General features: G+C 59.2%; 21 protein-coding genes. 16 read left to right on the top strand and 5 right to left on the bottom strand.

Features of this window, described 5'->3' with window-relative positions:
- The first annotated feature begins 5 nt into the window (after positions 1-5).
- From atpH to SSARUM2_RS24300, 15 genes are all read left to right on the top strand, one after another.
- Positions 6-539, top strand: coding sequence for a F0F1 ATP synthase subunit delta (gene atpH / locus SSARUM2_RS24230; protein ID WP_025160298.1), 534 nt, complete (start codon positions 6-8; stop codon positions 537-539).
- Positions 540-551: 12 nt separating this feature from the next.
- Positions 552-2,093 carry a F0F1 ATP synthase subunit alpha gene (gene atpA, locus SSARUM2_RS24235; protein ID WP_033636516.1) on the top strand — a complete coding sequence of 514 codons (1,542 nt, stop codon included), beginning with the start codon at positions 552-554 and terminating at the stop codon, positions 2,091-2,093.
- A 59-nt stretch (positions 2,094-2,152) separates the two neighbouring features.
- A complete protein-coding gene (gene atpG / locus SSARUM2_RS24240; protein ID WP_004933811.1) occupies positions 2,153-3,016 on the top strand; it encodes a F0F1 ATP synthase subunit gamma in 864 nt (287 codons plus the stop codon).
- Between the two features lie 32 nt (positions 3,017-3,048).
- Positions 3,049-4,431, top strand: a complete 1,383-nt coding sequence (gene atpD, locus SSARUM2_RS24245; RefSeq protein WP_004933813.1) for a F0F1 ATP synthase subunit beta — start codon at positions 3,049-3,051, stop codon at positions 4,429-4,431.
- Positions 4,432-4,451: 20 nt separating this feature from the next.
- The gene (locus tag SSARUM2_RS24250) at positions 4,452-4,871 is read left to right on the top strand and encodes a F0F1 ATP synthase subunit epsilon (RefSeq protein WP_004933814.1); all 420 of its coding nucleotides are present in this window, start codon (positions 4,452-4,454) and stop codon (positions 4,869-4,871) included.
- Positions 4,872-5,161: 290 nt separating this feature from the next.
- The gene (gene glmU, locus SSARUM2_RS24255; RefSeq protein ID WP_060452986.1) at positions 5,162-6,535 is read left to right on the top strand and encodes a bifunctional UDP-N-acetylglucosamine diphosphorylase/glucosamine-1-phosphate N-acetyltransferase GlmU; all 1,374 of its coding nucleotides are present in this window, start codon (positions 5,162-5,164) and stop codon (positions 6,533-6,535) included.
- A 149-nt stretch (positions 6,536-6,684) separates the two neighbouring features.
- Positions 6,685-8,514: a glutamine--fructose-6-phosphate transaminase (isomerizing) gene (gene glmS / locus SSARUM2_RS24260; protein ID WP_060439337.1), complete on the top strand. Its 1,830-nt coding sequence runs from the start codon at positions 6,685-6,687 to the stop codon at positions 8,512-8,514.
- 335 nt (positions 8,515-8,849) lie between these two features.
- Positions 8,850-9,890 (top strand): phosphate ABC transporter substrate-binding protein PstS, encoded by a 1,041-nt coding sequence (pstS, locus tag SSARUM2_RS24265; protein ID WP_060439336.1) that lies wholly within the window; start codon positions 8,850-8,852, stop codon positions 9,888-9,890.
- A gap of 91 nt (positions 9,891-9,981) precedes the next feature.
- Positions 9,982-10,938 carry a phosphate ABC transporter permease PstC gene (gene pstC / locus SSARUM2_RS24270; protein WP_004933822.1) on the top strand — a complete coding sequence of 319 codons (957 nt, stop codon included), beginning with the start codon at positions 9,982-9,984 and terminating at the stop codon, positions 10,936-10,938.
- Between the two features lies 1 nt (position 10,939).
- A complete protein-coding gene (gene pstA / locus SSARUM2_RS24275) occupies positions 10,940-11,830 on the top strand; it encodes a phosphate ABC transporter permease PstA (protein WP_033636520.1) in 891 nt (296 codons plus the stop codon).
- 48 nt (positions 11,831-11,878) lie between these two features.
- Positions 11,879-12,655 carry a phosphate ABC transporter ATP-binding protein PstB gene (gene pstB, locus SSARUM2_RS24280; RefSeq protein WP_004933831.1) on the top strand — a complete coding sequence of 259 codons (777 nt, stop codon included), beginning with the start codon at positions 11,879-11,881 and terminating at the stop codon, positions 12,653-12,655.
- Positions 12,656-12,666: 11 nt separating this feature from the next.
- A complete protein-coding gene (gene phoU, locus SSARUM2_RS24285; protein WP_033636521.1) occupies positions 12,667-13,401 on the top strand; it encodes a phosphate signaling complex protein PhoU in 735 nt (244 codons plus the stop codon).
- Between the two features lie 168 nt (positions 13,402-13,569).
- Complete coding sequence (locus SSARUM2_RS24290; RefSeq protein WP_019455482.1) at positions 13,570-14,409, top strand: ABC transporter substrate-binding protein; 840 nt, start codon at positions 13,570-13,572, stop codon at positions 14,407-14,409.
- 81 nt (positions 14,410-14,490) lie between these two features.
- Positions 14,491-15,204 (top strand): amino acid ABC transporter permease, encoded by a 714-nt coding sequence (locus tag SSARUM2_RS24295; RefSeq protein WP_060439334.1) that lies wholly within the window; start codon positions 14,491-14,493, stop codon positions 15,202-15,204.
- A gap of 1 nt (position 15,205) precedes the next feature.
- Positions 15,206-15,946 carry an amino acid ABC transporter permease gene (locus SSARUM2_RS24300; RefSeq protein ID WP_041037335.1) on the top strand — a complete coding sequence of 247 codons (741 nt, stop codon included), beginning with the start codon at positions 15,206-15,208 and terminating at the stop codon, positions 15,944-15,946.
- Here the strand turns inward: SSARUM2_RS24300 and yieH are convergent.
- Positions 15,943-16,611 carry a 6-phosphogluconate phosphatase gene (gene yieH, locus SSARUM2_RS24305; protein WP_060439332.1) on the bottom strand — a complete coding sequence of 223 codons (669 nt, stop codon included), beginning with the start codon at positions 16,609-16,611 and terminating at the stop codon, positions 15,943-15,945. The genes SSARUM2_RS24300 and yieH overlap by 4 nt on opposite strands.
- Positions 16,612-16,657: 46 nt before the next feature.
- Positions 16,658-17,062, bottom strand: coding sequence for an NUDIX domain-containing protein (locus SSARUM2_RS24310; protein WP_033653947.1), 405 nt, complete (start codon positions 17,060-17,062; stop codon positions 16,658-16,660).
- Between the two features lie 234 nt (positions 17,063-17,296).
- Between SSARUM2_RS24310 and SSARUM2_RS24315 the strand changes: the two genes are divergently transcribed.
- Positions 17,297-18,634, top strand: a complete 1,338-nt coding sequence (locus tag SSARUM2_RS24315; RefSeq protein ID WP_033636524.1) for an NCS2 family permease — start codon at positions 17,297-17,299, stop codon at positions 18,632-18,634.
- Between the two features lie 35 nt (positions 18,635-18,669).
- Here the strand turns inward: SSARUM2_RS24315 and SSARUM2_RS24320 are convergent, their stop codons facing one another.
- The 3 genes from SSARUM2_RS24320 to SSARUM2_RS24330 all read right to left on the bottom strand — a co-directional run bounded on the left by SSARUM2_RS24320 (position 18,670) and on the right by SSARUM2_RS24330 (position 21,253).
- A complete protein-coding gene (locus SSARUM2_RS24320) occupies positions 18,670-19,722 on the bottom strand; it encodes a hypothetical protein (protein WP_060431121.1) in 1,053 nt (350 codons plus the stop codon).
- Positions 19,723-19,799: 77 nt separating this feature from the next.
- Entirely contained in the window at positions 19,800-20,366 is a 567-nt protein-coding gene (locus SSARUM2_RS24325) for an NADPH-dependent FMN reductase (protein WP_025304752.1), read from the bottom strand.
- Between the two features lie 161 nt (positions 20,367-20,527).
- On the bottom strand, positions 20,528-21,253 hold the full coding sequence (locus SSARUM2_RS24330) for a 4'-phosphopantetheinyl transferase superfamily protein (RefSeq protein ID WP_039568288.1): 726 nt from the start codon (positions 21,251-21,253) through the stop codon (positions 20,528-20,530).
- Positions 21,254-21,291: the final 38 nt, after the last annotated feature.

The raw sequence follows: 21,291 nt of genomic DNA on the forward strand, positions 1-21,291 counted from the left end.
GGCTGATGTCTGAATTTGTCACTGTAGCTCGCCCCTACGCCAAAGCAGCTTTTGACTTTGCCGTTGAGCACCAAAGCGTAGAGCGCTGGCAGGACATGCTGGCGTTTGCGGCTGAAGTCACTCGCAATGAACAGATTTCTGAACTGCTGTCTGGCGCGGTCGCGCCAGAAACGCTGTCCAAGACGTTCATCGCGGTTTGTGGCGATCGGCTCGACGAACATGGCCAGAACTTTATCCGCGTAATGGCCGAAAATGGACGTTTACTGGTTCTTCCTGCCGTGCTGCAGCAGTTCATCGAACTGCGCGCCTCGCTGGAATCCACCGTCGAAGTCGAAGTGCTCTCTGCGAGCGCGCTGAGCGACGAACAGCAGGCGAAAATCGCCGCTGCGATGGAAAAACGTCTGTCACGCAAAGTTAAGCTGAATTGCAAAATTGACAAGTCTGTACTGGCCGGCATCGTTGTTCGCGCCGGCGATATGGTGATTGATGGCAGCGTTCGCGGTCGTCTTGAACGCCTGACAGACGTCTTGCAGTCTTAAGGGGACTGGAGCATGCAACTGAATTCCACCGAAATCAGCGAACTGATCAAGCAGCGCATTGCTCAGTTCAATGTAGTGAGCGAAGCTCACAATGAAGGTACTATCGTTTCCGTCAGCGACGGGATCATCCGCGTACACGGCCTGGCCGACGTTATGCAGGGCGAAATGATCGCGCTGCCTGGCAACCGTTACGCAATCGCATTGAACCTGGAGCGCGACTCCGTCGGTGCCGTGGTCATGGGTCCGTACGCGGATCTGGCCGAAGGCATGAAGGTTAAATGCACCGGCCGTATCCTGGAAGTTCCAGTCGGTCGTGGTCTGCTGGGCCGCGTAGTTAACACCCTGGGCGCGCCAATCGACGGCAAAGGCCCGATTGAGAACGACGGTTTCTCTCCGGTAGAAGCTATCGCGCCAGGCGTTATCGAGCGTCAATCCGTTGATCAGCCGGTTCAGACTGGCTACAAATCCGTTGACGCCATGATTCCAATCGGCCGTGGCCAGCGTGAGCTGGTGATCGGTGACCGTCAGACCGGTAAAACCGCGCTGGCGATCGATGCGATCATCAACCAACGCGACTCCGGCATCAAATGCGTTTACGTGGCTATCGGCCAGAAAGCGTCCACCATCGCTAACGTGGTGCGCAAACTGGAAGAGCACGGCGCACTGGCCAACACCATCGTGGTTGTGGCGACCGCTTCCGAATCCGCTGCACTGCAATACCTGGCGCCATACGCCGGTTGCGCAATGGGCGAATATTTCCGTGACCGCGGTGAAGATGCGCTGATCGTGTACGATGACCTGTCCAAACAGGCCGTTGCTTACCGCCAGATTTCCCTGCTGCTTCGTCGTCCGCCAGGTCGTGAAGCTTACCCAGGCGACGTATTCTACCTGCACTCCCGCTTGCTGGAGCGTGCAGCGCGCGTTAACGCCGAATACGTTGAAGCCTTCACCAAAGGTGAAGTTAAAGGCCAAACCGGTTCACTGACCGCTCTGCCGATCATTGAAACCCAGGCGGGTGACGTTTCCGCGTTCGTTCCGACCAACGTAATCTCGATTACCGATGGTCAGATCTTCCTGGAATCCAACCTGTTCAACTCCGGTATTCGTCCGGCAGTTAACCCGGGTATCTCCGTATCCCGTGTTGGTGGCGCCGCGCAGACCAAGATCATGAAGAAACTGTCCGGCGGTATCCGTACCGCGCTGGCGCAGTATCGTGAACTGGCTGCGTTCTCCCAGTTCGCATCCGATCTGGACGACGCGACCCGCAAACAGCTGAGCCACGGTCAGAAAGTGACCGAGCTGCTGAAACAGAAACAGTATGCGCCGATGTCGGTCGCACAACAGTCTCTGGTGCTGTTTGCCGCAGAACGCGGTTACCTGAACGACGTCGAAGTCGCCAAAGTGGTGAGCTTCGAAGCCGCGCTGGTCGCCTATGCGGACCGCGAGCACGCCGAGCTGCTGAACCACATCAACCAAACTGGCAACTTCAATGATGAGATCGAGGGCAAGTTGAAAGACATCCTCGAGACCTTCAAGAAAACCCAGTCCTGGTAACGCCGAACGGTCCTGCTGTTGAAAGACAGCAGGCCGTCTGGCACTGAGGAGAAGCAGAGATGGCCGGCGCAAAAGAGATACGTAGTAAGATCGCTAGCGTGCAAAACACGCAAAAGATCACTAAAGCGATGGAAATGGTCGCCGCCTCCAAAATGCGTAAATCGCAGGATCGCATGGCGGCCAGCCGTCCTTATGCAGAGACCATGCGCAAAGTGATTGGTCACCTTGCGTTAGGGAATCTGGAGTACAAGCACCCGTACCTGGATGAGCGTGACGTTAAGCGCGTCGGGTATCTGGTGGTGTCTACTGACCGTGGTCTCTGCGGCGGCTTGAACATCAACCTGTTCAAAAAGCTGCTGGCGGAGATGAAAGCCTGGTCCGAAAAAGGCGTCGAAACCGATTTGGCGCTGATTGGCTCTAAAGCGGCCTCTTTCTTTGGTTCCGTGGGCGGCAACGTGGTTGCCCAGGTGACCGGCATGGGGGACAAACCTTCCCTGTCGGATCTGATCGGGCCGGTGAAAGTGATGCTGCAGGCCTACGACGAAGGTCGTTTGGACAAGCTGTACATTGTCAGCAACAAATTTGTTAATACGATGTCCCAAGAGCCGCAGGTGCTTCAGCTGCTGCCGTTACCGCCAGCCGATGACGAAGAGCTGAAGAAAACGCCTTGGGATTACCTGTATGAACCCGATCCAAAAGTGCTGCTTGATACCTTGCTGCGCCGCTATGTGGAGTCGCAGGTTTATCAGGGCGTCGTGGAAAACCTGGCCAGCGAGCAGGCCGCACGAATGGTCGCGATGAAAGCCGCAACCGATAACGGCGGTAGCCTGATCAAAGAGCTGCAGTTGGTATACAACAAGGCGCGTCAGGCCAGCATCACTCAGGAACTCACCGAGATCGTTTCGGGAGCCTCCGCGGTTTAAGCTAGGTTTACGAATTACGTAGAGGATTCAAGATGGCTACTGGAAAGATTATCCAGGTAATCGGCGCCGTGGTGGACGTCGAGTTCCCTCAGGATGCCGTACCGAAAGTGTACGACGCCCTTGAGGTAGAAAACGGCACCGAAAAACTGGTGTTGGAAGTTCAGCAACAGCTGGGCGGTGGCGTGGTTCGCTGTATCGCAATGGGGACCTCCGATGGTCTGCGTCGCGGTCTGAAAGTGAACAACCTGGACCACCCGATTGAAGTGCCGGTGGGTAAAGCTACCCTGGGCCGTATCATGAACGTATTGGGTCAACCGATCGACATGAAAGGCGACATCGGCGAAGAAGAGCGTTGGGCGATTCACCGCGCGGCGCCAAGCTACGAAGAGCTGTCCAGCTCCCAGGAACTGCTGGAAACCGGTATCAAGGTAATGGACCTGATTTGTCCGTTCGCCAAGGGCGGTAAAGTCGGTCTGTTCGGCGGTGCGGGCGTGGGTAAAACCGTAAACATGATGGAGCTGATCCGTAACATCGCGATCGAGCACTCCGGTTATTCCGTGTTTGCGGGCGTGGGCGAGCGTACTCGTGAGGGTAACGACTTCTACCACGAAATGACCGACTCCAACGTTCTGGACAAAGTATCCCTGGTTTACGGCCAGATGAACGAGCCACCAGGTAACCGTCTGCGCGTTGCGCTGACCGGCCTGACCATGGCGGAGAAATTCCGTGACGAAGGCCGTGACGTTCTGCTGTTCGTTGACAACATCTACCGTTACACCCTGGCCGGTACCGAAGTGTCCGCACTTCTGGGCCGTATGCCATCCGCAGTAGGTTATCAGCCAACGCTGGCGGAAGAGATGGGCGTTCTGCAAGAACGTATCACCTCGACCAAGACCGGTTCCATCACTTCCGTACAGGCCGTTTACGTTCCTGCGGATGACTTGACTGACCCGTCACCAGCCACCACCTTTGCGCACTTGGACGCAACCGTGGTACTGAGCCGTAACATCGCTTCTCTGGGTATCTACCCGGCCGTTGACCCGCTGGATTCCACTAGCCGTCAGCTGGATCCGCTGGTTGTTGGCCAGGAGCACTACGACGTAGCGCGTGGCGTGCAGTCCATTCTGCAACGCTACCAGGAACTGAAAGATATCATCGCGATCCTGGGTATGGACGAGCTGTCTGAAGAAGACAAACTGGTCGTATCCCGTGCGCGTAAGATCCAACGCTTCCTGTCTCAGCCGTTCTTCGTGGCAGAAGTCTTCACCGGTTCTCCGGGCAAGTTCGTATCGCTGAAAGACACCATCCGTGGTTTCAAAGGCATTATGGACGGCGACTATGACCACCTGCCGGAGCAGGCGTTCTACATGGTTGGCACCATTGAAGAAGCAGTGGAAAAAGCCAAGAAACTGTAACGCCTTGAGAGGAGGGTGATATGGCTATGACTTACCATCTGGATGTAGTCAGCGCGGAAAAACAGATGTTTTCCGGCCTGGTGCAGAAGATCCAGGTGACAGGCAGCGAAGGTGAACTGGGGATCTTCCCTGGCCATGCGCCGCTGCTGACTGCCATCAAGCCTGGCATGGTGCGTATTGTTAAGCAGCACGGTGAAGAAGAGTTCATCTACCTGTCCGGCGGCATCCTCGAGGTGCAGCCGAGCGTGGTTACCGTGCTGGCGGACACTGCTATCCGTGGTACTGACCTCGACGAAGCGAGAGCGTTGGAAGCTAAGCGTAAAGCTGAAGAACACATTCGCAGCTCTCATGGCGATGTCGACTATGCTCAGGCATCCGCTGAACTGGCGAAAGCGATCGCGAAACTGCGCGTTATCGAGCTCACCAGAAAAGCGATGTAATGTTTGGGTGCAAAGCACCCAACTTTAAGAAAGCGGCCTATAGGGTCGCTTTTTTTTTACTTTAAAATAAGCATTTCAGCCCGGCGGGCGGTGTGGTGTATAACCCCTGATATCGGGAAATAAACGTCGCCGATCGCCGACAGTTTTTTCGCCCCGGCGCCGAATTGGCCACGATAGCGGCAGGCCAAGGCCCACGCGGCCTGAGCCGGGTTCGTGCAGAGAAATATGTAGTAATATTGTCGCTAAACGGTTTTACTTTCGTCTATCAAAATGGAGTTATCAGGTTGCTTATGTCGAACAGCGCAATGAGCGTGGTTATCCTCGCCGCGGGCAAGGGAACACGCATGTATTCCGATCTTCCCAAGGTTTTACATCCGTTGGCCGGTAAGCCGATGGTGCAACACGTCATTGATGCCGCGATGAAACTGGGCGCGCAACATGTTCACCTGGTATACGGCCACGGCGGCGATCTGCTGAAAAGCACGTTGACTGACGGCGCGCTGAACTGGGTGCTGCAGGCCGAGCAATTGGGTACCGGCCATGCAATGCAGCAGGCCGCGCCGCACTTTGCCGACGATGAAGACGTGCTGATGCTGTACGGCGACGTGCCGTTGATCTCCGTGGATACGTTGCAACGCCTGCTGGCGGCCAAACCGCAGGGCGGTATCGGTCTGCTGACGGTCAAGCTGGACGATCCGAGCGGCTACGGCCGCATCGTGCGCGAGCAGGGCAACGTGGTGGGCATCGTCGAACACAAGGATGCCAGCGAGGCGCTGCGCCAGATCAACGAGATCAATACCGGCATCCTGGTGGCGAACGGGCGCGATCTGAAGCGCTGGCTGGGGATGCTGAATAACGACAACGCACAGGGCGAGTTTTACATTACCGATATCATTGCGTTGGCCCATGCCGACGGCAAGAAAATCGAAACCGTGCACCCGTCGCGCCTGAGTGAAGTGGAAGGCGTGAACAACCGCCTGCAGCTGGCGACCCTGGAGCGCGTCTTCCAGTCGGAACAGTCTGAAAAGCTGCTGTTGGCCGGCGTGATGCTGCTGGATCCGGCGCGTTTTGACCTGCGCGGGGAACTTGTTCACGGCCGCGACATCACTATTGATGCGAATGTGATTATCGAAGGTCACGTCAAGCTGGGCGACCGGGTGAAAATCGGCGCCGGCTGCGTGCTGAAAAACTGTGTGATCGGCGATGACTGCGAGATCAGCCCTTACAGCGTGCTGGAAGACAGCGTGCTGGAAGCCGACTGCACCGTGGGGCCGTTCGCCCGCCTGCGCCCTGGCGCGGAGCTGGCGGCAGGGGCCCACGTCGGCAACTTCGTGGAAATGAAAAAGGCGCGTTTGGGCAAAGGCTCCAAGGCCGGCCACCTCAGCTACCTGGGCGATGCCGAAATCGGCGATGACGTGAATATCGGCGCTGGCACCATCACCTGCAACTACGATGGCGCCAACAAGCACAAGACGCTGATCGGCGACGGCGTGTTCGTCGGTTCCGATACTCAGCTGGTGGCGCCGGTGTCGGTCGGCAAAGGCTCCACCATCGCCGCTGGCACCACGGTGACGCGCGATATCGCCGAGAACGAACTGGTGCTGAGCCGCGTCAAGCAGGTGCACATTCAGGGCTGGCAACGTCCGGTGAAGAAGAAGTCATAGTGTGTTTTGCGTTGGGCTCCGTTCAGAGCCCAATACAAAACATAATAACCCCCACCATCTACAGGCTCGGGGACGCACGGTAAAACCGGCAAAAATCAGGTCAAGACATCGAAAGCGCCCATGAAGGGCGTTCATTAGGAATACAACTGATGTGTGGAATTGTAGGCGCAGTAGCGCAACGTGATATCGCAGAAATCCTATTGGAAGGTTTACGCCGTCTCGAGTACCGCGGTTACGACTCCGCCGGTCTGGCGGTGGTCGACGAAAAAGGCAACGTCAGTCGCCTGCGTCGCGTAGGCAAGGTGCAAAAACTGGCCGAAGCGGCGGAGCAGACCGATCTGCACGGCGGTACCGGCATCGCTCACACCCGCTGGGCAACGCACGGTGAACCGACCGAAGCGAACGCGCACCCACATGTTTCCGACTACATTACCGTGGTGCATAACGGCATCATCGAAAACCATGAACCGCTGCGCGAACTGCTGATCGAACGCGGTTACCGCTTCAGCTCCGAAACCGACACCGAAGTGATCGCGCACCTGGTGCACTGGGAACAACAACAGGGCGGCACGTTGCTGGAAGTGGTTCAGCGCGTGATCCCACAGCTGCGCGGCGCTTACGGCACCGTGGTGATGGACAGCCGCGATCCGAGCGTATTGGTCGCGGCGCGCTCCGGCAGCCCGCTGGTTATCGGCCGCGGCGTCGGGGAAAACTTTATTGCTTCCGATCAGCTGGCGCTGCTGCCGGTCACCCGCCGCTTCATCTTCCTGGAAGAAGGCGACGTGGTGGAAGTGACTCGCCGCACCGTCAACATCTTCGACAAGCAGGGCAACTCCATCGAGCGCCCTGAAATCGAATCCCAGGTGCAGTATGACGCCGGCGACAAGGGCGCTTACCGTCACTACATGCAAAAAGAGATCTACGAACAGCCGCTGGCGCTGAAAAACACCCTGGAAGGGCGTTTCAGCCATGGCCAAATCAACCTGAGCGAGCTGGGCCCGCGCGCCGACGAGCTGCTGGCCAAGGTGCAGCACGTGCAGATCATCGCCTGCGGGACTTCTTACCACTCCGGTATGGTGGCGCGCTACTGGTTCGAAGCGCTGGCCGGCGTGCCGTGCGACGTCGAGATCGCGTCCGAATTCCGTTACCGCAAATCGGCGGTGCGTCCGGGCAGCCTGATCATCACCCTGTCGCAGTCCGGCGAAACCGCCGATACGTTAGCGGCGCTGCGTCTGTCCAAAGAGCTGGGTTATCTCGGTTCGCTGGCCGTTTGTAACGTGGCCGGCTCTTCGCTGGTGCGCGAATCGGATCTGGCGTTGATGACCAAAGCGGGCACGGAAATCGGCGTGGCCTCGACCAAGGCCTTCACCACGCAGCTCACCGTGCTGTTGATGCTGGTGGCGCGTCTGGGCCGCCTGAAAGGCATGGCGGAAAGCGTGGAGCAAGAGATCGTGCATGGCCTGCAGGCGCTGCCGGCGCGTATCGAGCAGATGCTGTCGATGGATAAAGAGATCGAAGCGCTGGCGGAAGGGTTCTCCGACAAGCACCATGCGCTGTTCCTCGGCCGCGGCGATCAGTATCCAATCGCCATGGAAGGGGCGCTGAAGCTGAAAGAGATCTCCTATATTCACGCCGAAGCCTATGCGGCGGGTGAGCTGAAACACGGCCCGCTGGCGCTGATCGACGCCGATATGCCGGTGATCGTGGTGGCACCGAACAATGAACTGCTGGAAAAGCTGAAGTCCAACATTGAAGAAGTGCGCGCGCGCGGCGGCCAGCTGTACGTGTTCGCCGATCAGGACGCCGGCTTCGTCAGCAGCGAAGGCATGACCATCATTCCTCTGCCGCACGTCGAGGAAATCGTGGCGCCGATCTTCTACACCGTGCCGTTGCAGCTGCTGTCTTACCACGTGGCGCTGATCAAAGGCACCGACGTTGACCAGCCGCGCAACCTGGCGAAGTCTGTCACCGTAGAGTAATCTGCCGCAGGTAAACTGCAAAAGCCGGCCTTTGCGCCGGCTTTTTTCATGAGCGGCCTTAAAGATGACAGCGCGACCGATTCGGCGATAAACATTGTCATATTCAAGCGGATAGGCCGCGCCAAACCGTTTTTTTATTGCACGTCAATTGCGCTGTTTTTTGACTAATTAATTGATTTTTAAAGAAACAAACGCCTCTCTGGCGCGCTGTAATATAACTGTCATATTGCGTACATTTTTCTGTCACCAAACTGTCCTATTTTCCCTCCTGCAGCAATACTTACTCTGATTAAAACGACTCGAAGTCGATTTTAAATATCCCATTAGGAGGGATTATGAAACTGATGCGTACCACCGTCGCCAGTATTGTGGCAGCGACCTTCTCCCTGACCACCGTGTCCGCGTTCGCTGCTGCCAGCCTGACCGGTGCAGGTGCGACATTCCCCGCTCCGGTTTACGCCAAGTGGGCAGATTCTTATCAGAAAGAAACCGGCAACAAAGTTAACTATCAGGGCATCGGCTCCTCTGGCGGCGTGAAGCAAATCGTGGCCAACACCGTTGACTTTGGCGCTTCCGACGCCCCGCTGTCTGACGACAAACTGGCGGTCGATGGCCTGTTCCAGTTCCCGACCGTGATCGGCGGCGTGGTGCTGGCCGTGAATATCCCGGGCATCAAATCCGGCGAACTGACGCTGGACGGCAAAACCCTGGGCGATATCTACCTGGGCAACGTCAAAAAATGGAACGATCCGGCTATCACCAAGCTAAACCCAGGCGTGAAACTGCCTGACCAGAACATCGCCGTGGTGCGCCGCGCCGACGGTTCCGGCACCTCGTTCGTGTTCACCAGCTACCTGTCCAAGGCCAATGCGCAGTGGAAAGAGAAGATCGGCGCCGGTTCTACCGTTAACTGGCCGACCGGTCTGGGCGGTAAAGGCAACGACGGCATCGCCGCCTTCGTTCAGCGTCTGCCTGGCTCTATCGGCTACGTAGAATACGCTTACGCCAAGCAGAACAACCTGGCTTACACCAAGCTGGTATCCGCCGACGGTAAACCGGTCAGCCCGACCGAAGAGAGCTTCAGCAACGCGGCCAAGGGCGTGGATTGGAGCAAGACCTTCGCTCAGGATCTGACTGACCAGAAAGGCGACAACGTGTGGCCAATTACATCCACCACCTTCATCCTGGTGCACAAAGAGCAGAAAAACCCTGCTCAGGGCGCCGAAGTGCTGAAGTTCTTCGACTGGGCTTACAAAACCGGTGCCAAGCAGGCTAACGAGCTGGATTACGCCACCCTGCCGGCAGAAGTGGTTGAGCAGGTGCGCGCGGCTTGGAAAACCAACGTAAAAGACAGTTCAGGCAAAGCGCTGTACTAACAACGCAGGGGCGCGGGTTCGCCGCGCCCCACACAGTTCTTCAGGCTCCGATCCCGGTTGGGGCTGCCAGGGTTCAAACAGAGAGTAATCTATGGCTGAGTACAAGCCGACCATCAAAGCACCGGGCAAAAACGGTGACATCATTTTCAGCGCGCTGGTGAGACTGGCTGCGCTGATTACCCTATTGTTGCTGGGCGGCATCATTGTTTCGCTGATCTTCGCCTCCTGGCCAAGCATGCAGAAATTCGGCTTCGCCTTCCTGTGGACCAAAGAGTGGGACGCGCCGGCGGAGCAGTTCGGCGCGCTGGTGCCGATCTACGGCACCGTGGTCACCTCGCTTATCGCGCTGATCATCGCCGTGCCGGTGAGCTTCGGCATCGCGCTGTTCCTGACCGAGCTGGCGCCGAACTGGCTGAAGCGGCCGCTGGGCATCGCCATTGAGCTGTTGGCGGCCATCCCCAGCATCGTTTACGGCATGTGGGGCCTGTTCGTGTTCGCGCCGCTGTTCGCCGAATACTTCCAGACGCCGGTCGGCGAAGTGCTGTCGGGCATTCCGATCGTCGGCGAGCTGTTCTCCGGCCCGGCCTTCGGCATCGGCATTCTGGCCGCCGGGGTGATCCTGGCGATCATGATCATTCCTTACATCGCGGCAGTCATGCGCGACGTGTTCGAACAGACCCCGGTGATGATGAAAGAGTCGGCCTACGGCATCGGCTGCACCACCTGGGAAGTCATCTGGCGCATCGTGCTGCCGTTCACCAAAAACGGCGTCATCGGCGGCGTGATGTTGGGCCTGGGCCGTGCGCTGGGGGAAACCATGGCGGTGACCTTTATCATCGGCAACACCTACCAGCTCGACAGCGCTTCGCTGTACATGCCGGGCAACAGCATCACCTCGGCGCTGGCCAACGAATTCGCCGAAGCCGAGTCCGGCGTGCACACCGCCGCGTTGATGGAGCTGGGCCTGATTCTGTTTGTTATCACCTTTATCGTGCTGGCGCTGTCGAAACTGATGATCATGCGTCTGGCCAAGAATGAGGGGCGTTAACATGGCGACGATGGATATGCAAAACGCAGTCGTTCTGGCGGAAAGCCGCCGCAAAATGCAGGCCTGGCGCCGGCAGAAAAACCGTCTCGCGCTGTTCCTGTCGATGGCGACCATGGTGTTCGGGCTGTTCTGGCTGATCTGGATCCTGATCGCCACCGTGACCAAAGGCTTCGACGGCATGTCGCTGGCGCTGTTCACTGAAATGACCCCGCCGCCGAACACCGCAGGCGGCGGTCTGGCCAACGCCATCGCCGGCAGCGGCCTGTTGATCCTGTGGGCGACCATCTTCGGCACGCCGCTGGGCATCATGGCCGGCATCTACCTGGCAGAATACGGCCGTAAATCCTGGCTGGCGGAAGTGATCCGCTTTATCAACGACATCCTGCTGTCCGCACCGTCGATCGTGGTGGGCCTGTTCGTTTACACCATCGTGGTGGCGAAGATGGAACACTTTTCCGGCTGGGCCGGCATCGTCGCGCTGGCGCTGCTGCAGGTGCCGATCGTCATTCGCACCACCGAGAACATGCTGAAGCTGGTGCCGGATACGCTGCGCGAGGCCGCTTATGCGCTGGGCACGCCGAAATGGCGCATGATTTCCGCCATCACGCTGAAGGCGTCGGTGTCCGGCATCATCACCGGCGTGCTGCTGGCGATTGCGCGCATCGCGGGGGAAACGGCGCCGCTGCTGTTCACCTCGCTGTCGAACCAGTTCTGGAGCACCGACCTGATGCAGCCGATCGCCAACCTGCCGGTGACCATCTTCAAATTCGCCATGAGCCCGTTCGCCGAATGGCAACAGCTGGCCTGGGCCGGGGTGCTGTTGATCACCCTGTGCGTACTGTTACTGAATATCCTGGCGCGCGTGATTTTCGCCAAGAAAAAGCATTCATAAAATTTTGAGCGCCGCTTTGGCGGCGCTGATGAAAAGAGAGAAGTCTTGATGAGTATGGTTACTGACGCTTCCAGCAGCAAAATTCAGGTACGCGATCTGAACTTCTACTACGGCAAATTCCATGCGCTGAAGAACATCACGCTGGATATCGCCAAGAACAAGGTCACCGCGTTTATCGGCCCGTCCGGCTGCGGCAAATCCACCCTGCTGCGCACCTTCAACAAGATGTACCAGCTGTACCCGGAACAGCGTGCGGAAGGCGGCATCCTGCTGGACGGCCAGAACATCCTGACCGACAACTCGGATATCGCGCTGCTGCGCGCCAAGGTCGGCATGGTGTTCCAGAAGCCGACGCCGTTCCCGATGTCGATTTACGACAACATCGCCTTCGGCGTTCGCCTGTTTGAAAAGCTGTCGCGCGCCGATATGGACGAGCGCGTGCAGTGGGCGCTGACCAAGGCGGCGCTGTGGAACGAAACCAAGGACAAGCTGCACCAGAGCGGCTACAGCCTTTCCGGCGGCCAGCAGCAGCGCCTGTGCATCGCCCGCGGCATCGCCATTCGTCCGGAAGTGCTGTTGCTGGATGAGCCTTGCTCGGCGCTGGATCCGATCTCCACCGGCAAGATTGAAGAGCTGATCAGCGAGCTGAAGGCCGATTACACCGTGGTGATCGTAACCCACAATATGCAGCAGGCGGCGCGCTGCTCCGACTCCACCGCATTTATGTATCTGGGCGAGCTGATCGAGTTCAGTGATACTGATAACCTGTTCACTGCGCCGCAGAAAAAGCAGACTGAAGACTACATCACTGGCCGTTATGGTTGATAGGAAGCATCATGGATAACCTGAATTTAAACAAACACATTTCCGGCCAGTTCAACGCAGAGCTTGAGCATATCCGCACCCAGGTGCTGACCATGGGCGGGCTGGTGGAGCAGCAGCTGACCGACGCCATCACCGCGATGCACAATCAGGATGGCGAGCTGGCCAAGCGAGTTATCGAAGGCGACGCCAAGGTCAACATGATGGAAGTGGCGATCGACGAAGCCTGCGTGCGCATCATCGCCAAGCGCCAGCCGACCGCCAGCGATCTGCGCCTGGTGATGGCGATCATCAAAACCATTTCCGAGCTGGAACGCATCGGCGACGTGGCGGACAAAATCTGCCGCACCGCGCTGGAGAAGTTCTCGCACCAGCACCAGCCGCTGCTGGTCAGCCTGGAATCGCTGGGGCGCCACACCGTGCAAATGCTGCACGACGTGCTGGACGCCTTCGCGCGCATGGATCTGGACGAGGCGATCCGTATTTACCGCGAAGATAAAAAGGTCGACCAGGAATACGAAGGCATCGTGCGTCAGCTGATGACCTATATGATGGAAGACTCACGCACCATTCCGAGCGTGCTGACCGCGCTGTTCTGCGCCCGTTCTATCGAGCGTATCGGCGACCGCTGCCAGAACATCTGCGAATTTATCTTCTATTTCGTCAAAGGACAGGATTTCCGTCATTTGGGCGGCGACGCCCTGGAAAAGCTGCTCTCTCCGGGCGGTAAAGACGACAAAGCCGACTGACCCTTTCCGGGTAATATCCTTCAAAGGCGCGGTTTCCCGCGCCTTTATTCCATCTTAAGTTCTTAAAGATAAAAAGGTTATAAATATAGCTTTTTATATTATTTCCTGACCTATGTGGCGCTTGCTAGCTTATCCGCCAGCAGGACATCAACCACTTAGGAGCTCTCTATGAAACATCGCGCTTTGGCCTTAACGTTGTTAGCCAGTCTGACCGGCCTCGCCGCCGGCGCCGCGCACGCGGACAAACTTGACGATATCAAGCAAGCCGGCGTGGTGCGTATCGCGGTGTTCGACAGCAACCCGCCGTTCGGCTACATCGATCCGCAGAGCAAGAAGCTGGTGGGCTACGATGTGGACGTCGCCGATGCGATCGGCAAAGCGCTGGGGGTAAAAGTGGAGCTGCGCGCCACCAACCCGGCCAACCGCATTCCGCTGCTGGTGTCGAAGAAGGTTGACCTGATTGCCGCCAACTTCACCATTACCGACGAGCGCGCCAAGGAAGTGAACTTCAGCGTGCCGTACTTCGCCACCGGTCAGAAATTCATCGCCCGCAAAGGCGTGCTGAAAACCCCGGAAGACATCAAAAAGCTGCGCATTGGCGCGGATAAGGGCACGGTGCAGGAAATCACCCTGCGCGAGCGTTTCCCGACGGCGAAAGTGATCTCCTACGATGACACCCCGCTGGCGTTCGTGGCGCTGCGCAACGGCAACGTGCAGGCGATCACCCAGGACGACGCCAAGCTGGTCGGCCTGCTTGGCAACCTGCCGGCGGCGCAGAAGGCGGAATTTGAAATTTCGCCGTTCAGTCTGACCAAAGAATACCAGGGCGTCGGCATTCCCAAGGGCGAAGATCGCCTGACCGCCGCGGTGAACGAGACGCTGATCAAGCTGGAAAAAGACGGCGAAGCGGTTAAGATTTACGATCGCTGGTTCGGGCCGGAAACCCAATCCGCCCAACCGCGCGGCGATTTCAAAATCGCGCCTTTGGATCAGCAACCGAAAGCCTGATTTAACCGCTCGCGGTGAGATCGGCACGGAGGGGCGCAGCTTGCTGCGCCCCTGATGCATTCTGCAAGACAAGGATTGAACATGAACCTGGACTGGCTGCTGGCGCCGCAATACCTGAGCTGGCTGTGGCACGGCTTTCTGCTGACTCTGTGGCTTTCCGCCTGCGCGGGCCTGGCGGCCACGCTGCTGGGCTTCGTACTGGCGGCGATGCGCGACAGCAGCCTGCGGCCGTTGAGTTGGCTGGCGATGGGCTACAGCTCGCTGTTTCGCAATACGCCGCTGCTGGTGCAGCTGTTCTTCTGGTACTTCGCCGCCGGGCAGATCCTGCCGTCCGCCGCCATGCAGTGGCTGAACAGCTCACATCAGGTCGGTCCGCTGGAATGGCCGTCGTTCGAGTTTCTCGCCGGTTTCTTCGGCCTGACGCTCTACTCCACCGCCTTTATCGCCGAAGAGATCCGTTCCGGCATTCGCGGCGTCGCCGGCGGGCAGAAATATGCCGCGCAGGCGCTGGGGCTGACCGGCTGGCAGGCGATGCGCTACGTGGTGCTGCCGCAGGCGCTGAAAATCGCGCTGCCGCCGCTGCTGGGGCAATACATGAACGTGATCAAAAACTCGTCGCTGACCATGGCGATCGGCGTGGCCGAACTCTCTTACGCCTCGCGTCAGGTCGAAACCGAAACCCTGCGCACCTTCCAGGCGTTCGGCGTGGCGACGGTGCTGTATATCGCCATCATCGCGCTGCTGGAAGGCTGGGGCATGTGGCGCCAACAGCGTAAACCGCTGGGAGGGCATTGAGATGGATTTCAGCGTGATTCACGACAACCTGGGCTACCTGCTGTGGGGTACCTGGCCGGATGGTCCATTAGGCGGCGCGGCGCTGACGTTGGCGATCAGCCTGATGGCCGGCGTCGCCTCGGCGGCGCTAGGCACCTTGCTCGGCGTGGCGCTGGCGATGTCGCGCGGCGTCGCTGCCGGATTGCTGGCGGCGGTGCTGGGCTTTTTCCGCGCCATACCGGTCATCATGCTGATCTTCTGGACCTATTTCCTGCTGCCGATGGTGTTTGGCGTAGAGATCCCGGAAATCACCACCGTGGTGTGCGCGCTGGCGCTGATCGCTTCGGCCTATCTGGCCCATGCGGTGAAGGCCGGCATCGCCGCGATCGGCCCCGGCCAGTGGCAGGCCGGACTTTCCCTGGGGCTGACCCGCTGGCAGACGCTGCGCATGATCGTGCTGCCGCAGGCGCTGCGCATGATGGTGCCGTCGTTCATCAACCAGTGGATATCCCTGATCAAAGACACCTCGCTGGCTTATATCGTCGGCGTTGGCGAACTGACCTTCCTGGCGACCCAGGTCAACAACCGCAGCATGGTCTATCCGATGGAAGTGTTCCTGTTCGTGGCGCTGGTCTATTTCGTGTTCTGCCTGGCGCTCGATCTGCTGGCCAACGCGGTCAACCGCCGCTTCGGCGCGCAAACTCGCGCGTTGAAACGGTCGTGGCGCTGGTGGCGCAACAAGCCGCCGTTGCCGGCCAGTTAATCGGCCGTCAGCCGCCAGCCGCGTTCGCGCCACAGCGTGGGCAGCTGGGCCAGGTCGTTAAACGTCGTCACCAGCGGGTGGTCGATCGGCGGGTTATGCGGATCGGCGCAGAAGTAAAAGACCGGGATGCCGGCATTGATACCAGCCTGCGCGCCGGCAGGCGAGTCATCGACCAGGATGCAGCGCGTTACCGGCACCTGCATCTGTTCGGCGGCGTGGAATACGATCGCCGGATCCGGCTTCCAGCGCTGAATGTCATAGCCGCTGAACAACCGGTCATCAAAATAAGGCAGCATGCCGGTCAGGCCGAGCGAGTGCTGCATCTTGCTGACCGGTCCGTTGGAGACGGTGCAGACAGGCACCGTCACCTGCGCCAGCAGCTCGCGGGCGCCGGCAATCTGCTGTAGTTCGCTGTCGAACAGCCGCGCCACTTCCTGCCGATACAGCGGCTCCAGCGCCTCTTTTGCCAGGTCAGTGCCCTGCTCGGCGTTGACCCGATCGATGATCTCGTACAGCTTCACCCCTTTGTATTTCTTGAACACCTCTTCCAGCGACAGATGAATGCCGTAGCGGGCGAACATGTGCACATAGGCTTTGCTGCACAGCACTTCGCTGTCCACCAGCGTGCCGTCGCAGTCGAACAAAATACAGTCAATCTGATTCATGCGGGACAGGTTCCTTCGGGTTAACGGCGCTGAGGCCGCTCAGCGATCACTTGATCAGGTTACGCGCCTTGAGATCGTGCAAAATCAGCGCGGCGACGTGTGAGCAGTGCGGCAAATCGCGGCTGTCGCACCACCTCAGCTCGGCGATTTCGGCGGCCGGCTGCAACTGCCCGGTAACGTCGGCCTGATAGCAGCGAATACGCACCTGGGTGCCGTCCTGCTTGCCGTCCGCCGGGCCGGCGAACTCGCCGTAAAACGCGATGGAGCTCGGCTGCAGCGCGACGGTCAGCTCTTCGTCGATTTCGCGGCACAGCGCCTGTTCGTCGGTTTCGCCCGCTTCGCGCTTTCCGCCCGGCATATAAAACAGCGTCTTATTGTGTGAACGCACCAGCGCCACTTTGTCATCTTTCAGCGCGATCAACGCGAGCTTATCGATAAAGGTTGAAGACATGCGGATTCCTGTTTTTTCGCGGGTAGGGTAAGAGATGCGATAGGTCATTTTATCGGCCGTGTCGGCAAACGGCAACGCAGCGGACGGAAACGCGGGATGAAAGCCTGTAAATACAAGCCGTTGACGCGTTTAGCCGTAAAGATGGCGAAAAAAACCTGTGACCGGCGTCAAAAGCCCCACTTTTTGTTATAGGATAGCCGGCGACTGTCCATTCCCATTTTCGGAATTCTGATAATGACCAAACCAGTATCTGGCCTTGACGCTGAGCAAGGCTTGCTTGGGCGCGTGTTTAAACTCAAGCAACATGGCACGACGGCGCGTACGGAAACGATTGCCGGTATCACCACCTTCCTTACCATGGTGTATATCGTGTTCGTTAACCCGCAAATCTTGGGCGCGGCGGGCATGGATACCCAGGCGGTATTTGTCACCACCTGTTTGATCGCCGCTTTCGGCAGCATCTTTATGGGCCTGCTGGCGAACCTGCCGGTGGCGCTGGCGCCGGCGATGGGCCTGAACGCCTTCTTCGCCTTCGTGGTGGTCGGGGCGATGGGCATCTCCTGGCAGGTGGGCATGGGCGCCATCTTCTGGGGAGCGGTCGGCCTGCTGCTGCTGACCATTTTCCGCATCCGCTACTGGATGATCGCCAACATTCCGGTCAGCCTGCGGGTCGGCATCACCAGCGGCATCGGCCTGTTCATCGGCATGATGGGGCTGAAAAACGCCGGCATCGTGGTGGCCAACCCGGACACGCTGGTGACCATCGGCAGCCTGACCTCGCACAACGTGCTGCTGGGCGCGCTCGGCTTCTTCATCATCGCCGTGCTCTCTTCGCGCAACTTCCACGCGGCGGTGCTGGTGTCGATCGTGGTCACCACCCTGATCGGCTGGATGCTGGGCGACGTGAAATACGGCGGCCTGTTCTCCCTGCCGCCGAGCATCACCTCGGTGGTGGGCCAGGTCGACGTGGCTGGCGCGCTGAACATCGGGCTGGCCGGGATCATCTTCTCGTTTATGCTGGTGAACCTGTTTGACTCTTCGGGCACCTTGATCGGCGTCACCGATAAAGCCGGCCTGACCGACAACCAGGGCAAGTTCCCGCGCATGAAGCAGGCGCTGTACGTCGACAGCATCAGCTCGGTGGCCGGTTCGCTGGCGGGCACCTCTTCCGTGACCGCTTACATCGAAAGTTCGTCCGGCGTCGCCGTCGGCGGCCGCACCGGTTTGACGGCGGTGGTCACCGGCCTGCTGTTCCTGCTGGTGATCTTCCTGTCGCCGCTGGCGGGCATGGTGCCGGCTTACGCCGCCGCCGGCGCGCTGATCTACGTCGGCGTGCTGATGACCTCCAGCCTGGCGCGGGTGAAGTGGGACGATCTGACCGAAGCGGTACCGGCGTTTGTCACCGCGGTGATGATGCCGTTCAGCTTCTCGATCACCGAAGGCATCGCGCTCGGCTTTATCTCCTACTGCGTGATGAAGCTCGGCACCGGCCGCTGGCGTGAAATCAGCCCGTGCGTGGTGGTGGTGGCGCTGCTGTTCGTGCTGAAGATCGTCTTCGTCGACGGCCATTGACCGCCAAAGGGCCGACGCCTGTCGGCCCTGAACCCCTAGGCGCCCGGCGTCGCATCCGGCACCTTACCCAACACCCACTGCAACGGCCGCTTGAAGCGCGCCTGCCAACTGCCGGCGGCATCCTCTCCCTGGGCGAAGTGCAGCGTTTCTACCTGATTATCCTCTCCGAACAGATTGGCGAAGTGCAACGCCAGCGCCTGCTCGCTGAAATTCTGCCGATCGTAATACGCCATCACGATTTTCTTTTGCGCCGCCAGCGACTGCTGGGCCGGCTTGATCTCGCCGTTGGGGGCGATCAGCAGCGCGCCGGCGTAAAACTGCGGGTACTTCGCGATCAGGTTGGCGGCGTGCAGCGCGCCCTGGCCGCGGGCGCTGAGGTAAATCCGCCGGGGATTCAGCTTTAGCTGCGGAGCCAGCTGTTGCAGCGTACGCTGAATGGCGGTTTGGGTGCTTTCGTCGCTGTAATTCGACCAGCGGAAACTGTTTTCCGACAGCATCTGCGTGCCGTTGAGCTCGATGTAGGCCACGCCCATTTCGCCGAACAGCAGCCGTTCTTCGGGGCTGATGGCGGCGGCTTTGCCGTAGGTATGCAGGAAGATCACCGTTGGCCAGCCTTCGGGCGGCGCTTCGCCGTCCGGCATCGCGTAGCTGGCCTTGCCTTCATAGTGGCGCGCGTGCTGCAGATAGCGCGCTTTGGTGGCGGCCAGGATCGATTGGTAGGTGGCGGAGTGCTGGATGCTGTTGAAGGCGTCGTCCTCCAGCAGGTTGTAGTAGTACCACAGGCCGCGGTCGGCGCTCAGCTGCAGGTAGCGCTCCGCCAGCTCGGTTTGCCCTTTCTCCGCCGATGACACCGCCAGCTGGTAGGGCGCCCAGACGTTGCGGCCGTCTTCGCGCATCAGCGTCAGGTACAGCGACATGGCGCCCAGCTTTTTATCTTCCTGGTTTTGCGCGGATCGCGACAGCTGGGCGTTGAGCGCGCTGTGTGCCGGCAGCTCCAGCGGCTCTTCGCCGGCGGGATAACGCATCTCTGCCGCGAAAGCGGGACTGGTGATGGAAACAAAAAATAACGCTAAAATGAAAAAATACATGATGCTATGGCTTTAATTTTCAATGAATTGATGGACTTCATGTCCTGTTGCGGCGCCTAAGGGGCGCCGCGAGACCTTCACTCCACGCGGCGAATAAAATCGCTGAACGCAGACAGCTGGCCGGTCAGAAAATCCAGCGTTCCCTGATCGCTCAGTTCACCGGCCTGTTCGTCGACCTTGCTCTGGATCACGCCGCCCATAAACTCAGGCTTGTTCATTACCATCGCATCGAGGAACACCAGGATCTGGCGCAGGTGGTATTGGCAGCGCGCGCCGCCGATCGGCCCCATCGAGCTGGTCTGAATGGCGACCGGCTTGCCGGCCAGCGGCTGATTCGGCAAGCGAGACAGCCAGTCGATGGCGTTCTTCAACCCGCCGGGCACGGAATAGTTATATTCAGGGGTGACGATGATCACGCCGTCGGCCTGGCGGATCTGTTCGGCGATCGCCTCGACCGCGGCAGGGAAGCCTTCACCCTGTTGCATGTCGGCGTCGTACAGCGGGATATCGCGGATGGAGGGCAGCGCTTCAATGGTGACGCCCTGTGGAGCCAGGCCTGGCAGGGCGCGGGCCACCATGGCGTTGTAGGAGCCTTTGCGCAGGCTGCCGAGCAGAGTGACGATTTTTAAGGCTTGGTCTGACATGGTGATTCTCCCTTTCGAATGAGCAGATTCAGCGTACAACATGGGCGAATAGTAGGCTAAAGCGCTGGTCGAGAATAGGCGATTGCTCAACATTTAGCTGTCTTTACAATTTAATCCAGCAACTCGTGCGGTAAAGACAGCGTTATCCGCTTTGCGCCGCGTTAACCGGGCGTCTTCAGGCCCGTCAGTTTAACGAAGCGTGAGGACGCCGCCGGGCTGCGCGGCGAGATTTCCCCGTCTTTCTGCAGGCCGCCGCGCTCTTCGTAGCGCCAGCACAGCAGGCGATCCAGGCCGGGGCTGCCGGCGCAGGCCCAGCTCAGGTATTCGTCGGCGTCGCTCATCACCTGAACGTCCGGCGTGGCGCTGGAGCGCAGGTGGCCGGAGAAGGGATGCAGACGCAGCGTAGACTGGCCGCTGTTGCCGAGGCCGGAAATTTTCAGCACGCTTTGCCGAATGCTCCACAGCTGAGTCTCCGCCTCCAGCCGATCGTCCTGCGCGCCGATCCAGGCACTTTCCGCCGGCGTCTGATGCGCGTGTTGCAGCGCGCTTTGCCGGGTGCCGCGCGCCCGCATCACTTCGATATCCAACCCGACTTTGCCCTCGTCGCTGAGCAGCACGCCCACGGTGTTGCTGGCGTAAGCGAGGCTGAAATCGGGCAGTTGATGATCGGCGAAACAGGGGCGGCCGGTCGGCGTGGTGGCGATGGGGGGCAACGTCGGCAGGCCGTACAGGTAGAACATCATTTCGGCGAGCAGAATGCGCCCTTGCAGGAAGCGCGTGCGGCGTTTAACGGAAAAGGTGCGGGTGGCGGCTATCACTTCGTCGGCGAGTCTCTGGGTATCCAGGACGGCGGAGGCCGGGGTCCATCGGGCAAAATGACACGCCATTGTTCGCTCCATGACAGAGGGTCGCTAAGAACGCAGGG

Source organism: Serratia sp. K-E0102 (assembly GCF_029962625.1).
Lineage (GTDB): Bacteria > Pseudomonadota > Gammaproteobacteria > Enterobacterales > Enterobacteriaceae > Serratia > Serratia sarumanii.

Coding starts and splice junctions, on each gene's coding strand:
- glmS (WP_060439337.1), top strand. CDS start 6,685: ATGTGTGGAATTGTAGGCGCAGTAGCGCAACGTGATATCGCAGAAATC.
- pstB (WP_004933831.1), top strand. CDS start 11,879: ATGAGTATGGTTACTGACGCTTCCAGCAGCAAAATTCAGGTACGCGAT.
- glmU (WP_060452986.1), top strand. CDS start 5,162: ATGTCGAACAGCGCAATGAGCGTGGTTATCCTCGCCGCGGGCAAGGGA.
- SSARUM2_RS24325 (WP_025304752.1), bottom strand. CDS start 20,366: ATGTCAGACCAAGCCTTAAAAATCGTCACTCTGCTCGGCAGCCTGCGC.
- SSARUM2_RS24300 (WP_041037335.1), top strand. CDS start 15,206: ATGGATTTCAGCGTGATTCACGACAACCTGGGCTACCTGCTGTGGGGT.
- pstA (WP_033636520.1), top strand. CDS start 10,940: ATGGCGACGATGGATATGCAAAACGCAGTCGTTCTGGCGGAAAGCCGC.
- SSARUM2_RS24315 (WP_033636524.1), top strand. CDS start 17,297: ATGACCAAACCAGTATCTGGCCTTGACGCTGAGCAAGGCTTGCTTGGG.
- yieH (WP_060439332.1), bottom strand. CDS start 16,611: ATGAATCAGATTGACTGTATTTTGTTCGACTGCGACGGCACGCTGGTG.
- SSARUM2_RS24320 (WP_060431121.1), bottom strand. CDS start 19,722: ATGTATTTTTTCATTTTAGCGTTATTTTTTGTTTCCATCACCAGTCCC.
- atpG (WP_004933811.1), top strand. CDS start 2,153: ATGGCCGGCGCAAAAGAGATACGTAGTAAGATCGCTAGCGTGCAAAAC.
- atpD (WP_004933813.1), top strand. CDS start 3,049: ATGGCTACTGGAAAGATTATCCAGGTAATCGGCGCCGTGGTGGACGTC.
- phoU (WP_033636521.1), top strand. CDS start 12,667: ATGGATAACCTGAATTTAAACAAACACATTTCCGGCCAGTTCAACGCA.
- SSARUM2_RS24310 (WP_033653947.1), bottom strand. CDS start 17,062: ATGTCTTCAACCTTTATCGATAAGCTCGCGTTGATCGCGCTGAAAGAT.
- SSARUM2_RS24250 (WP_004933814.1), top strand. CDS start 4,452: ATGGCTATGACTTACCATCTGGATGTAGTCAGCGCGGAAAAACAGATG.
- SSARUM2_RS24295 (WP_060439334.1), top strand. CDS start 14,491: ATGAACCTGGACTGGCTGCTGGCGCCGCAATACCTGAGCTGGCTGTGG.
- pstC (WP_004933822.1), top strand. CDS start 9,982: ATGGCTGAGTACAAGCCGACCATCAAAGCACCGGGCAAAAACGGTGAC.
- SSARUM2_RS24290 (WP_019455482.1), top strand. CDS start 13,570: ATGAAACATCGCGCTTTGGCCTTAACGTTGTTAGCCAGTCTGACCGGC.
- SSARUM2_RS24330 (WP_039568288.1), bottom strand. CDS start 21,253: ATGGCGTGTCATTTTGCCCGATGGACCCCGGCCTCCGCCGTCCTGGAT.
- atpH (WP_025160298.1), top strand. CDS start 6: ATGTCTGAATTTGTCACTGTAGCTCGCCCCTACGCCAAAGCAGCTTTT.
- atpA (WP_033636516.1), top strand. CDS start 552: ATGCAACTGAATTCCACCGAAATCAGCGAACTGATCAAGCAGCGCATT.
- pstS (WP_060439336.1), top strand. CDS start 8,850: ATGAAACTGATGCGTACCACCGTCGCCAGTATTGTGGCAGCGACCTTC.